Source organism: Chromobacterium sp. Ag138 (assembly GCF_055181315.1).
Window position 1 is genome coordinate 768,297 of sequence record NZ_JBUPWA010000001.1, and the last position, 13,626, is coordinate 781,922.

The window sequence follows — 13,626 nt, forward strand, 5'->3', positions numbered from 1 at the left end:
TTAGCTTGGGGAAACAATGCTTGGAAAATGGGGTGGAAGGCCAGAATATCAACACCCCATACTAAAACAGATTACGTCGGTGACAAATAAAAAACCGCCCTGACGGGCGGTTCAGTCATTCAGGCCAGGCCGTCAGGCGGATTGTGCCACACCGCCGCCTTCGCGATAGATGAAAAGCGGCTTGTCGCCCTTCTCGATCACTTTCTCGTCGACGACGACCTTTTCCACATCCTGCATCGACGGCAGCTCGTACATGGTGTCCAGCAGCGCGCGTTCCAGAATGGAACGCAGGCCGCGGGCGCCGGTCTTGCGGGCGAGCGCCTGCTTGGCGATCACGCGCAGCGCCGACGGACGAACCTCCAGCTCCACCGTCTCCAGCGAGAACAACCGCTGATACTGCTTGATCAGCGCATTCTTCGGCTGGGTCAGGATGGAAACCAGCGCTTCCTCGTCCAGCTCTTCCAGCGTGGCCACCACCGGCAGACGACCGATCAGCTCCGGAATCAGGCCGAAACGGATGATGTCCTGCGGCTCGACTTCCTGGAACAGCTTGGTCAGGCTCTTGCCGTCGTCCTTGGAGGAGACCTCGGCGCCGAAGCCGATGCCGCCCTTCTCGGAACGCTGGCGAATGATCTTGTCCAGACCATCGAAAGCGCCGCCGCAGACGAACAGGATGTTGGTGGTGTCGACCTGGATGAACTCCTGGTTCGGATGCTTGCGGCCGCCCTGCGGCGGCACCGAGGCCACCGTGCCCTCGATCAGCTTCAGCAAGGCCTGCTGCACGCCCTCGCCCGATACGTCGCGGGTGATGGACGGGTTTTCCGACTTGCGCGAAATCTTGTCGATCTCGTCGATGTAGACGATGCCGCGCTGGGCCTTCTCCACATCGTAGTCGCACTTCTGCAGCAGCTTCTGGATGATGTGCTCGACATCCTCGCCCACATACCCCGCCTCGGTCAGCGTGGTGGCGTCGGCGATGACGAAGGGCACGTCCAAGAGGCGCGCCAGCGACTGCGCCAGCAGCGTCTTGCCGGAGCCGGTCGGACCGATCAAGAGGATGTTGCTCTTGGCCAGCTCGACGTCATCCTTGCCGCCCTTGTTGTACAACCGCTTGTAGTGGTTGTACACCGCCACCGACAGAGTTTTCTTGGCGAAGTCCTGGCCGATGATGTACTGGTCCAGGTCCGCGCGAATCTCCTGCGGCGTCGGCAAGGGATGATCGTCGGATCCGCCGCCGATCACCTCTCCGCCAGCGCCTTTTTCCAGCTCCTCGCGGATGATGTCATTGCACAGCTCGACGCATTCATTGCAAATGAACACCTGCGGTCCGGCGATCAGCCGTTGCACCTCGTGCTGGCTCTTTCCGCAGAAAGAGCAGTAGAGAAGCTTCTCATTGCTGTTTTTGTCAGCCATTAGCCAATTCCACTACTTAGGCCGTCACATCCCGACGGGAAGACAGCACTTTATCGATCATGCCGTACGCACGAGCCTCTTCCGCCGACATGAAGTTGTCGCGCTCGGTGTCGGACTGCACACGCTCCAGCGTCTGGCCCGAGTGCTTGGCCAGCAGCTCGTTCATCTTGGCCTTCACCTTGACCAGCTCGCGGGCATGGATCTCGATGTCGGTCACCTGGCCGGACAGGCCGCCGCCATACAGCAGCGGCTGGTGAATCATCACCCGGCTGTTCTCCAGCGCGAAGCGCTTGCCATGCGCGCCGGCCGCCAGCAGGAAGGCGCCCATGCTGGCCGCCTGCCCGATGCACAGCGTGGAAACGTCCGGCTTGATGAAGTTCATCGTATCGTAGATCGACATGCCGGCGGTAATCGAACCGCCCGGCGAGTTGATGTAGAAATGGATGTCCTTGTCCGGATTTTCCGACTCCAGGAACAGCATCTGCGCCACAACCAGGTTGGCCGACTCGTCGGTGACAGGGCCGACCAGGAAGACGATGCGTTCCTTCAGCAGGCGAGAGTAGATGTCATAGGCGCGCTCGCCCCGACCGCTCTGCTCCACCACCATGGGCACCAAGCCCAGACCTTGCGCTTCCATCATAGATTTCATCGGCCACTCCAAAAGTTGTTATCAGGCTTGGCTGCCCATCAGTTCATCGAAGGACAGGTCCTTGGCTACAACATTGGCCTGAGACAGCACAAATTCAACCACGTTGTCTTCCAGAACCATCGAAGTCGGGCCTTCCAGACGGTCTTGGCTCTCGTAGTACCAGGACAGCACGTCTTCCGGCTGCTCGTAGCTGTCGGCGAACTCGGTGATCATGGCGCGAACCTGCTCCGGCTTGGCTTCCAGCTTGTTGGCTTCAACCATTTCAGACAGGATCAGACCCAGCTTCACGCGGCGCTCGGCCTGGGCGGCGAACAGTTCCGGCGGGAACGGCATGTCTTTCACGTTCATGCCGCGCTGTTGCATGTCGCGGCGGGCCTGCTCGACCAGACGGCCGATTTCCAGGCTCACCAGGGCCTTCGGCAGCTCCAGCTCGGTAGCGTCGATCAGCGCCTGCATCACGTTTTCCTTGATGCGGGCCTGCAGGCGGCGCTTCACTTCGCGCTCAACGTTCTTGCGGATTTCGCCGCGCATTTTTTCGACGTCGCCTTCGGCGATGCCCAGCATCTTGGCGAATTCTTCGTTCACTTCCGGCAGGGTGGCCTCAGCCACGTTCTTCACCAGGATTTCGAACACGGCCTTCTTGCCGGCCACGTCCTTGCCGTGGTAGTCCTCGGGGAAGCTCACTTCCACGCTCTTGATGTCGCCTTCCTTGGCGCCGACGATGCCGGCTTCGAACTCGGCCAGCATCTGGCCCTGGCCCAGCACGAAGGGGAAGTTTTCGGAGGAGCCACCTTCGAAGGCCACGCCGTCAATGGTGCCCTTGAAGTCGATGATCACGCGGTCGCCTTCGGCGGCTTCGCGCTCAACGCGGTTGTAGCGGGTGCGCTGTTTGCGCAGGATGTCGATGGTCTTTTCGATTTCGGCGTCGCCGACCACGGTGTTCGGCTTTTCGATTTCCTTGCCGGCCAGTTCGCCGATCTTCACTTCCGGATACACTTCGAAAGTGGCGGCGAACTTGAAGTTTTCCTTGTCGTCGCCGGCGGCAACCGGCTCGAAACGCGGGTAGCCGGCAACGCGCAGGCTTTGTTCGGTCACGGCTTTGTAGAAGCCTTGCTGAACCTGCTCACCCATCACCTCTTCACGCACCTGGGCGCCGTAGTTCATCTCCACGATCTTCAGCGGAGCCTTGCCCGGGCGGAAACCTTGGATCTTGGCGCCGCGTGCCACGCGCTTCAGGCGCTCCGCAACCTGGGTTTCGATGGCGGCCATCGGCAGGGCGATGTTCATGCGGCGTTCAAGATTGCTCAGAGTTTCCAGCTGTACTTGCATGTTGATTCCTTAAGTGTGACAGGTTTTAGTCATCTGGGACGGTACGACGCCCACTCCCGCCAGGTTTCCGGCACCCGCCGGACGGCTTGGAAGCGGCGCTGCGTGGAGTTACACCACGCACCCAACGAAGCAAAGAGTATAGCACGCAGGGCCGGCTTGTCTGCCCTTCTGCCGCTCCGGCTTCGGCCGGGAGGCTCGCCCGCCTGCGGCGCCGACGCGCGCCGCGCCGCGAGCCCAAAAGGATTCCGGCTTGATATTGCAGAGGTTTTTACCGGCGCGCGCGCGGCGGCTGGCGCCATCTGCTATCATCCCGCCTCATGCAAATTGCCATTTCCGGCAGAGAAAATATCCTGAAAGAATGAGCATTCCCGCCCGAAACCGCGCCTCCCGGCCCCAACCATCCCTCGGTGATGCCATGAAGACACTGCTGCGCCGCAGCCTGCTGCTCGCCGCTCTCGCCGCCCCCGCCGCCACTCTCGCCGGCGTGGTCACCTTCAGCCCCCAGGGCGAAGTGAAGGAAATCAGCCAGGTGCGCGCCACCTTCTCGGCCAGCATGATCGCGCTGGGCAACAGCGCCGCGCCGGCGCCGTTCGCCTGGAGCTGCGGCCTGAAAGGCAAGGGCCACTGGGTGGACGACAAGACCTGGGCGCTGGACCTGCCGGAGACGCCCGCCGCCAACACCGACTGCCGCTTCACGCTGAAGCCCGGCCTGAAGGATGCGCGGGGAGACGCGGTCAGCGGCCCGGCCTTCCGCTTCTTCACCGGCCTGCCCATTGTCAGCCGCAGCTGGCCGGACGAGGGGCGGATCGAGGAAGACCAGGCCTTCGTGCTGAAATTCAACGCCGCCAATGTGTCGCCGTCTTCGCTGTATTGCCAGTCGTCCAGCCTGCCGGAACGCATCCCGGTGCGGACGCTCGCCATCGCCGAGCGCGCGGCGCTGCTCAAGCATCTCGATCTGCAAAAGTCGGCCTCTCAGGTGCTGACCGTGCGCTGCGACCAACGCCTGGCGCCGGACAGCAAGCTGTCGCTGGTGCACCTGCGCGGCGCCGGCAAACCGGACAAGCTGGACTTCCAGGTGCGCCCCGCCTTCAGCGCCAGCATGAGCTGCCAACGCGAGAGCGCCAAGGGCGCCTGCATCCCGTTCAAGCCCGTCACGCTGAACTTCAGCTCGCCGGTGCCGGAAAAGCTGGCCATGGCGGTGCGCCTGTCCGGCGGCGGCGCCGAGCGCGCGCCTCAGGCGCAAGAGCGCAGCAAGGGCGAGCCGGTGGACAGCATCAGCTTCGCGCCGCCCTTCCCGCCGCTGGAAACGCTGACGCTGACCTTGCCCAAGGACTTCCGAGACGAGGTGGGCCGGCCGCTGGTCAACGCCGGCCGCTTCCCGTTGTCGTTCAAGCTGGGCGACTATCCCCCGCTGGCCAAGTTCGCCGCCGCGCCGTTCGGCATCATCGAATCCGGCGCCGACGCCGCCTTGCCGATCACGCTGCGCGGCGTGGAGGCCGATCTGCGCATCAAGTCGGTGCAGCTGGGCGGCAAGGCGCTGCACTTGCTGAACGACGCCGACATGATGGAGTGGCTGGCCAAGGTGCAGCGCTACCATGAAAGCAATCTGCCGGCCGGCAAGGACAAAACCGTGGAAAGCCGGCGCGTGTCGCTATTGAACAAGAACCGCGACGCCGCGCCGCTGAAGCTGCCGACGCAGCCTGACAAGAACGGCAAGTGGCCGTTCGAGGTGGTGGGCATCCCGCTGCCCAAACCCGGCCTCTACGTGGTGGAAGTGTCGTCCCGCCTCTTGGGCAAGTCTCTGCTGGGCGCCGACAAACCGATGTACGTGCGCACCGCCGCCCTGGTCACCAATATGGCCGTGCACCTGAAGCGCTCCGGCGAGAACGCCTCGGTGTGGGTCACCACGCTGGACAAGGGCAAGCCGGTGCCGGACGCCAAAATCAGCGTTTACGACTGCAAGGGCGAGGCGCTGTGGTCCGGCAAGGCCGACAAGAACGGCATCGCCAACATCAACAAGCAGCTGAACGGCGGCGAATGCTCATCCGACGAAGAGCTGTCCGGCCTGTTCGTCACCGCCCGCGCCAAGGACGCGCAGGGCAACGAGGACGTGTCCTTCGTACGCTCCGGCTGGAACCGCGGCATCGAGTCCTGGCGCTTCCCCTTCCCCACGCAATGGAACGACAGCCCGTCCATCCTGGCCCACACCATCCTGGACCGCCCGCTGTTCCGCGCCGGCGAAACGGTGTCGATGAAGCACCTGCTGCGGGTGCAGGCCGGCAAGGGACTGGCCCAGCTGAAGCCGAACCAACTGCCGCAGCAGCTGCGCATCGTCCATGACGGCAGCGGCGACGAGATCACTCTGCCGCTGGCCTGGCGCAACGGCCGCTACGCCGAGAGCAGCTACGCTCTGCCGAAGGAGGCCAAGCTCGGCGAGTACACGCTGTACCTGGAACGCAAGGGCGCCCGCGGCCCGGACGACAAGGCCAAGCCGGCCAGCCCGGAGCTGGACGGCTACTCGCTGCACAGCGGCAGCTTCCGCGTCGAGGAATTCCGCCTGCCGGTGATGACCGGCCGCATCTTCACCGCCAAGGGCGCCAATATCGGCGCCAAGCAAGTGCCGCTCAACGTGTCGATGTCCTGGGGCAACGGCGGCCCGGCCAAGGACTGGCCGGTGGAGGTCAGCGCGATGCTGGCCGACGCCTACACCCGCATCAAGGCCTATGACGGCTTCACCTTCTCGCCGCCGCAGCGCAGCCGCGAAAACAGCGACGGCTCGCTGGACGGCAAGGTGGTGCTGGACAAGGCCGCGCTGAAGCTGGACGCCAACGGCAACGGCAAGGTGGCCGTCGACAAGCTGCCCAAGCTGGACCGCCGCTACGACCTGGTGACCGAGGCCGCCTACCGCGACCCCAACGGCGAAACCCAGACCATCACCCGCCGCATTCCGCTGTGGCCCGCCGCGCTGCAGGTGGGCGTCAGCGTGGACAGCTGGATCACCGCCGGCCGCGCGCTGCAGCTGAAGGCCGTGGTGCTGGACACCGCCGGCAAGCCCATCGCCAACAAGGACGTCAAGGTCACGCTGCGCGAACACCGCTACCTGTCCAGCCGCAAACGGTTGGTGGGCGGCTTCTACGCCTGGGACCACAACGAGGAAACCGACGACAAGGGCAAGGTGTGCGGCGGCACCACCGACGCCCGCGGCCTGGTGTTCTGCGACATCAACCTCAAGAACGCAGGCGACATGGAATTGATCGCCGAAGCCAAGGATGACCAGGGCAACATCGCCCAGGCCGCGCAATCGGTCTGGGTCAGCAAGCACGACGAGCTGTGGTTCGATGTCGACAACAACGACCGCATCGACATCCTGCCCGAAAAAACCAGCTATCTGCCCGGCGAGACCGCCCGCTTCCAGGTGCGCATGCCCTTCCGCAAGGCCACCGCCTGGCTGGCCATCGAACGCGAAGGTGTCCTGGAAACCCGCGTGGTGGAGCTGGAAGGCAAGGACCCGACCGTAGAGCTGAAAATCGGCCCCGACTGGACGCCCAACGTCTATGTATCGGTGCTGGCCGTGCGCGGCCGCGTGCGCGACGTGCCGTGGTACTCCTTCTTCACCTGGGGCTGGAAGAGCCCGTCGGAATGGTGGGACGCCTACTGGAACGAAGGCGGCGACTACGCGCCGCCGACCGCGATGGTGGACCTGTCGCGCCCGGCCTTCAAATACGGCGTGGCGGAGATACAAGTGGGCGACGCCGCCAAGCGGCTGAGCGTGGAAGTCACGCCAGCCAAGAAGAGCTACGGCATCCGCGAGACCGCCGAAGTCGCCGTCAAGGTGAAACTGCCCAATGGCAAACCGGCGCCTGCCGGCACCGAGGTGGCCTTCGCCGCCGTCGACGAGGCGCTGCTGGAACTGCAGCCCAACCACAGCTGGGAGCTGATGCAGGCGATGTACCAGCGCCACAGCTACGGCGTGGAAACTGCCACCGCCCAGCTGGAAGTGGTGGGCAAGCGCCACTACGGCCGCAAGTCGCTGCCGCCGGGCGGCGGCGGCGGCAAGGCGCCGACACGCGAGCTGCTGGACACCCTGCTGGTCTGGCAGCCCGCCCTCAAACTAGACGCCAACGGCAGCGCCCGCGTCAAGGTGCCGATCAACGACGCCCTCACCCGCTTCCGCCTGATGGCGGTGGCCGATGTCGGCAATGACATGTTCGGCACCGGCGAATCCGGCTTCAACGTCACACAAGATCTGCAACTGACTTCCGGCATCCCGCCGCTGGCGCGCGAGGGCGATCAGTTCCAGGCCGGCGTCACCGTCCGCAACGGCGGCGAAAAGGCGCTGAAGGTCAAGGTATCGGCCGCCGCATCCGGCTTCCCGGCGCTGCCGGCCAGAGAAATCAGCCTGCCGGTGGGCGAGGCGCGGCTGGTCAGCTGGAACGTGACGGTGCCTGAGGGGCTGAAAGAGGCGCAATGGACCTTCTCCGCCCAGCAGGTTGACGGCAAGGCCGCCGACAAGCTGGCGGTCAAGCAACAGATCGACCCGGCGGTGCCGGTGACGGTGGAACAGGCCACGCTGCAGCGCGTATCGCCCGAGCTGTCCATCCCGGCGGCCCCTCCGCCGGGCGCGCTGCCGGGCCGCGGCGGCATCCGCGTCAGCCTGCAGGCCAAACTGGGCAACAGCCTGCCCGGCGTGCGCCGCTGGTTCGAGGACTATCCCTACGCCTGCCTGGAACAGCGCAGCTCCATCGCCATCGGCCTGGCCGACGGCAAGCGCTGGAACCAGCTGATGGGCGAGCTGCCCTTGTATCTGGACGGCAATGGCCTGGCCGCCTACTTCCCGCTCGCCGAAGGCGCGCCGGACCGCGGCAGCGACGTGCTGACCAGCTATCTGCTGTCGGTGGCCGGCGAGGCCGGCATGGAGATTCCGGAAAGCCCGCGCGGCAAAATGCTGGACGGCCTGTCCGCCTTCGTCGAAGGCAAGCTGAAACGCGACCTGCCCGGTAGCCGCCAGGACGCCGACGCGCGCCGCCTGGCGGCGATGGACGCGCTGTCGCGCTACGGCCGCTTCCGCCCGGCGATGCTGGACGTGCTGGACCTGAACCCGCAGAAGATGGGCACCGCCATGCTGGTGGACTGGCTGTCGCTGCTGGGCCGCGCGGCGGACATCCCGCAGCGCGCCGGCCGCATCTCGGAAGCCTCCAACCTGCTGCGCGCCCGCCTGACCTACCAGGGCACGCGGATGGGCTTCAGCACCGAGGCCAGCGACAACGCCTGGTGGCTGATGGGCAACGGCGACGTCAACGCCGCCAAGCTGCTGCTGGCGGCGCGCAAGCTGCCGGACTGGCAGGCCGACATGCCGCGCCTGCTGACCGGCCTGCTCGGCCGCCAGCAGAAAGGCCATTGGGACACCACTACCGCCAACCTATGGGGATCGCTGGCCACCGCGCAGTTCTCGCGCCAGTTCGAGACCGTGCCGGTGACGGGCCAGACCAGCGCCGTCCTCGGCAAATCCAGCCTCAGCCTCGCCTGGCCGCAGGAAGGCGTCAAACTGCTGGGCCTGCTGCCGTGGCCCGCCGGCGGCGGCAAGCTGCAGCTCAAGCACGCCGGCTCCGGCGCTCCATGGGCTACCGTCCAGGCCGAAGCGGCCATCCCGCTGAAAGCGCCGCGCTACGCCGGCTACAGCATCAAGAAGACGCTGACGCCGGTGAGCCAGAAGGTGGACGGCCAATATCAGCCAGGCGACGTGGTCAAAGTGACGCTGTCCATCCAGGCGCAGAGCGACATGAGCTGGGTGGTGGTGGACGACCCGATCCCGGCCGGCGCCGCGATCCAGGGCGGCGGCCTGGGCCGCGACTCGGCGATCGACGCCAAGCCCGGCAACGGCGGCGACTACGCCGACTACATCGAACGCCGCTTCGCCGGCTACCGCGCCTACTACAGCTATGTGCCGCGCGGCGAGCTGAAAGTGGAATACACGATGCGGCTGAACAATCCCGGCACCTTCAAGCTGCCGCCGACCCGCGTCGAAGCGATGTACGCGCCGGACGTGTTCGGCATGTCGCCGAACGGGGCATTCAAAGTGGTGGATGGCGGCAAGTGACGCAATGGCCTCTCCCTGTCATTCCAGGGAGAGGCCGCACTCGCTCATGGGCTGGATGTCGCGCAGAAATAACGGGAGAAAAGATGGAGTGTTTGGGCTGCCGATTGGCGAATGGTAAAGAAACCATACACACAGTTTACGAAAACGACCTTGTCGCGTGCTTTCTCGACCACGATCCTTTCAGCGAAGGGCATACGCTGATCCTCCCCAAGCGGCATGCCGTGGAACTGGAAGAACTGGACGAGCAGTTGACTAAAGCGGTCATGGGCGCGGCCCAAACCGTCGCCAGGGCCATCCAGTCGCTGTACCGCCCGGACGGCATCGCCCTCTGCCAGAACGGCGGCGCCTTCAATGAGCTCGGCCACTTTCACATGCATGTCGTGCCCAGAGATAAAAATCGTCCATTTTCAGAATTCTATTCGACCGAACCCGCTGAGCCGAGAAATCACGGACTCGCTCAAACGGCAGCCGCATTGAGAGAAGCGATAGGCATCGCAACAGCCGCCCAGCAGCAGAGTTCGCGCCAATGAACCCCGAATGCGCCGCGCCATAACCTTTGCGCCAATACCCAGTGCCCGCCCGCAATTGAGAAAAGCACCAGCAGTGACCAAACCCAGCATCCTCATCATCGCCCTGACCCTGCTCTCCGCCCCCGCCTGGGCTCAGCCCACGTTCAAAGAGGTGAAAGCCGCCTGGCAACCGTCCGACGTGACGCTGCTGGACCGACACGGCCAGACGCTGCAGCGGCTGCGCGTCGACAAGCAGGCGCGGCGGCAGGAGTGGGTCGACCTGGCCGACACCTCGCCCGCCTTCCGCCAGGCGCTGCTGCTGTCCGAGGACAAGCGCTTCTACCAGCACAGCGGCGTGGACTGGTCCGGCGTGGCGGCGGCGGCCTGGGCCAATCTGTGGAACACCCGCACCCGCGGCGCGTCCACGCTGACCATGCAGTTGGCCGGCCTGCTGGACGACGATCTGAAGGTGAGCAAGGGCGGGCGCAGCCTGTGGCAGAAAATGGGCCAGACCTGGTCCGCCGCCTGGCTGGAACGGCACTGGACCAAGGCGGAGATCCTGGAGGCCTACCTGAACCTGGTGGGCTTCCGCGGCGAGCTGGTGGGTCTGTCATCGCTGTCGTCCACGCTGTTCGGCAAGCTGCCTTCCGGGCTGAATCTGGAAGAGTCGGCGATCGCGGTGGCGCTGATCCGCGCGCCCAACGCCGCGCCGGACAAGGTGTCCGGCCGCGCCTGCCATATCCTGCAGGACATGGGCCGCAAACCGGACTGCGCGGCGCTGGGCGTGCGCGCCAGCCAAGCGCTGGCCCGCAGCCGCGCCGCCAACCCGCTGGCCGAACAGGACGCGCCGCACTTCGCGCAAAAGCTGCAGCAGACGCGCCGTTTCGCCGCCGGCAGCCGGGTGGCCACCACGCTGGACCTGCCGCTGCAGCGCTTCGCCGCCGCCGCGCTGCGCCGCCATCTGTCGGCGCTGTCGCAGCGCAATGTGCAGGACGGCGCGCTGGTGGTGCTGGACAACCGCAGCGGCGACATCCTGGCCTGGATCGGATCCAGCGGCCGCGGCTTGTCCAACGCCGCCCAGGTGGACGGGGTCACCGCGCTGCGCCAGGCCGGCTCCACGCTCAAGCCTTTCCTGTACCAGCAGGCGCTGGAGAAACATTATCTGACCGCGGCTTCGCTGCTGGACGACAGCCCGCTGGATCTGCAGACCGGCAGCGGCCTGTACGCGCCGCAAAATTACTCCAAGGACTTCAAGGGCTTGGTGCCGGTGCGCACCGCGCTGGCGTCATCGTTGAACATCCCGGCGGTGCGAACGATAGAAATGGTCACTCCCAACGCCGCGCGCGACCGGCTGGTCAAGCTGGGGTTCTCCAGCTTGACCGAGGACGGCGACTACTACGGCTACAGCCTGGCGCTGGGCGCGGCCGACATCCGCCTGCTGGACCTGGCCAACGCCTACCGCACGCTCGCCAACCAGGGCCTGGCCAGCCCGCCGCGCTGGACGCTGGCCGACGCGAAGCCTCAGCCCCAGCGTCTGCTCGACCCCGCCAGCAGCTTCATCATCGCAGACATCCTGTCCGACCGCACCGCGCGCGCCCTCACCTTCGGCCTGGAAAGCGCGCTGTCCACTCGCTACTGGAGCGCGGTGAAGACCGGCACCAGCAAGGACATGCGCGACAACTGGGCGGTGGGCTTCTCGCGCCGCTTCACCGTCGCGGCCTGGGTGGGCAACGCCAGCGGCGAGCCGATGTGGGACGTGTCCGGCATGCACGGCGCGGCGCCGGTATGGCAGGCCGTGCTGGATCGCGCCCAGCAATCGGCCGCGCCCCTGCCGCCGCCCGCGCCGCCGGCCGGCCTGGTGCGCCAGAAGGTGCGCTACCAGGGCGATGTCGCCGCGCCGCGGACCGAGTGGTTCCTGGCCGGCACCCAGCGCGCGCTGATCGTGCCGCAGAAAGGCTCCGCCGCCGACCTGACGCCGGGCATCGCCGCGCCGGTGGACGGCAGCATCTTCGCGCTCGATCCGGACATCCCGCCCGCCAACCAGCGCATGGTGCTGCGCGCGCGCGGCGTGGCCAAGCCGCAATGGTGGCTGGACGGCAAACGATTGGGAAGCGGAGCGGAGCTGGCCTGGTTTCCCTGGCCCGGCCGGCACCGGCTGGAGCTGCGCGGCGGCGACGGCAAGGCGGTGCAGGCGGTGAGATTCGAGGTGCGCGGCGCCTCGCTGCGGCCCGGCAGGCCGCGTTGAAGCGCCGCGTCCCGTCAAACTAGCCGGCGGCGGCCTTGCGCCGCTGCAGCGATTGCCACAACTGGTTGGCGCGTTGCGCGGCGCTGGCCTTCTGCTGCTCGGTCAAGGCCTGGTAGTCCTTGGTCTTCAATAACCAGTCGGCGCTGAGCGTGTCGCCGGAGCGGCGCGCCACCAGGTTCCAGGCGGCGGCCTCTTCCGGCTGCTTGTCCAGCAGATAACTCTCCGAGATGATGGCCGCCGCGTGCAGATTGCCGCGCGCATAGGCCTGCTGCAGCGCCTCGCGCGCCTCCTCGCGATAGCGGAAGTCCGCCTCGTAGTCCGGCTCGCGCGGGTGGCCGTCAAGCTGGAACAGATAGCGCTCGGCCAGATGCGTCAGCGCCTGCGGATCGCCGCGGCTGGCGGCCATGCGCAAGTCGGCCAGCGACATTTGGTAATAACGCGCGTCTATCATGTAGCCCAGTTTGCGCAGCTGCTGCTTGCGCGCGCGCTCGGCCGGCGTTTCCGCTGGCGCGGCGGCGGACGGCTGCTGCGCGGACGGATCGCCGCCCACCGCGAAGCTGAAACCATCGGCGGCCGGTTTCGCGGATGCCTGCGCCGCTCCCTTTTCCATCCCGGCCCCCTTCGCGGCGGCGGACTGCGCCTGTCCGGACGCGCCGCCCGCCATCGTGAAGTGAGCGGGCAGCCATAGCCATGCCGCCACGGCCGCCGTCCCTGCGGCCGCTGCGATCAACAAGGTTGCCCTCTTCATCGTCAGATCCGCGTCATGCAGACGTTGAAGCCGTTGGCGTAGCCGTAGCGCGAGTAGTAATCGCGCTGCGACGGCGTGCCGTGCTCGGCGTAGTCGGCCGCGTCGCGCGCCGATGCCACCGCGTTCTCGATGAAGCTCGGATAGCGCAGATTGGTCTCGGCGTACTTGGCGAAGGTGCCGCCCACGCAATCAGCCTGCAGCTCCTGCATCGGCGGCTGGCGGTTGATGCCGCGGGTGAACTGGACGGAGTGGCCCCATTCGTGCGCCAGGATGAACTTGGCCACATAGTTGCCATAGCTGCTTTCCTGTTGCTGCAGGAAGCCGGTGCCGACGCTGATGGTGTACGGCCCGCACGCCATCGCGCTGGTTTGCGGCTCGCCGCAGGCGTTCTGGTCCACATAGACCGTCGGGCGCGCGTAAGCGCCGAGAAAGCCCCGGATCTCGTTGGCGCTGGACTGGATGTAGCTATTGTTCACCGGCAGGGCCAGGGCCGCGCCGATCTGGCCTGCGATAACCGCGCCGAGCGCGCACAGCGTGATGATTTTCTTTGTCATGATCTCTTTCTCCTTGAGTGTTGCGTCACGGAGATCTTTTTATGGCAAATGAATAATCATTCTGGAAAGAATTATTATTTAT

At 65.9% G+C, this 13,626-nt stretch carries 8 protein-coding genes; 3 read left to right on the forward strand and 5 right to left on the reverse strand.

Translation table 11 applies throughout. The features are described 5' to 3' along the window. Nucleotides 1–132: 132 nt before the first annotated feature. The 3 genes from clpX to tig are packed head-to-tail and all read right to left on the reverse strand — an operon-like array spanning nt 133 to nt 3,391. Nucleotides 133–1,413, reverse strand: coding sequence for an ATP-dependent Clp protease ATP-binding subunit ClpX (gene clpX, locus ACY3GB_RS03195; RefSeq protein WP_231154133.1), 1,281 nt, complete (start codon nt 1,411–1,413; stop codon nt 133–135). A gap of 16 nt (nt 1,414–1,429) precedes the next feature. Next, complete coding sequence (gene clpP, locus ACY3GB_RS03200) at nt 1,430–2,062, reverse strand: ATP-dependent Clp endopeptidase proteolytic subunit ClpP (protein WP_166440242.1); 633 nt, start codon at nt 2,060–2,062, stop codon at nt 1,430–1,432. 21 nt (nt 2,063–2,083) lie between these two features. Next, nucleotides 2,084–3,391 carry a trigger factor gene (gene tig, locus ACY3GB_RS03205; RefSeq protein ID WP_463087461.1) on the reverse strand — a complete coding sequence of 436 codons (1,308 nt, stop codon included), beginning with the start codon at nt 3,389–3,391 and terminating at the stop codon, nt 2,084–2,086. A gap of 415 nt (nt 3,392–3,806) precedes the next feature. Between tig and ACY3GB_RS03210 the strand changes: the two genes are divergently transcribed. From ACY3GB_RS03210 to pbpC, 3 genes are all read left to right on the forward strand, one after another. Next, the gene (locus ACY3GB_RS03210) at nt 3,807–9,488 is read left to right on the forward strand and encodes an alpha-2-macroglobulin family protein (protein WP_463087462.1); all 5,682 of its coding nucleotides are present in this window, start codon (nt 3,807–3,809) and stop codon (nt 9,486–9,488) included. A gap of 83 nt (nt 9,489–9,571) precedes the next feature. After that, a complete protein-coding gene (locus ACY3GB_RS03215) occupies nt 9,572–10,018 on the forward strand; it encodes an HIT family protein (protein ID WP_463087463.1) in 447 nt (148 codons plus the stop codon). A 73-nt stretch (nt 10,019–10,091) separates the two neighbouring features. After that, nucleotides 10,092–12,242, forward strand: a complete 2,151-nt coding sequence (gene pbpC, locus ACY3GB_RS03220) for a penicillin-binding protein 1C (RefSeq protein WP_463087464.1) — start codon at nt 10,092–10,094, stop codon at nt 12,240–12,242. A 19-nt stretch (nt 12,243–12,261) separates the two neighbouring features. Here pbpC and ACY3GB_RS03225 read toward each other — a convergent pair whose 3' ends face one another. Both ACY3GB_RS03225 and ACY3GB_RS03230 read right to left on the reverse strand, forming a co-directional pair. Continuing rightward, nucleotides 12,262–12,990, reverse strand: a complete 729-nt coding sequence (locus ACY3GB_RS03225) for a hypothetical protein (RefSeq protein WP_463087465.1) — start codon at nt 12,988–12,990, stop codon at nt 12,262–12,264. Between the two features lie 2 nt (nt 12,991–12,992). After that, nucleotides 12,993–13,544: a neutral zinc metallopeptidase gene (locus ACY3GB_RS03230; RefSeq protein ID WP_463087466.1), complete on the reverse strand. Its 552-nt coding sequence runs from the start codon at nt 13,542–13,544 to the stop codon at nt 12,993–12,995. Between the last annotated feature and the right edge of the window lie 82 nt (nt 13,545–13,626).

Bases quoted from the DNA above. Each gene is read 5' to 3' on its own strand.
- clpX (WP_231154133.1), bottom strand. From the start codon at position 1,413: ATGGCTGACAAAAACAGCAATGAGAAGCTTCTCTACTGCTCTTTCTGC.
- ACY3GB_RS03230 (WP_463087466.1), bottom strand. From the start codon at position 13,544: ATGACAAAGAAAATCATCACGCTGTGCGCGCTCGGCGCGGTTATCGCA.
- ACY3GB_RS03210 (WP_463087462.1), top strand. From the start codon at position 3,807: ATGAAGACACTGCTGCGCCGCAGCCTGCTGCTCGCCGCTCTCGCCGCC.
- clpP (WP_166440242.1), bottom strand. From the start codon at position 2,062: ATGAAATCTATGATGGAAGCGCAAGGTCTGGGCTTGGTGCCCATGGTG.
- tig (WP_463087461.1), bottom strand. From the start codon at position 3,391: ATGCAAGTACAGCTGGAAACTCTGAGCAATCTTGAACGCCGCATGAAC.
- ACY3GB_RS03215 (WP_463087463.1), top strand. From the start codon at position 9,572: ATGGAGTGTTTGGGCTGCCGATTGGCGAATGGTAAAGAAACCATACAC.
- ACY3GB_RS03225 (WP_463087465.1), bottom strand. From the start codon at position 12,990: ATGAAGAGGGCAACCTTGTTGATCGCAGCGGCCGCAGGGACGGCGGCC.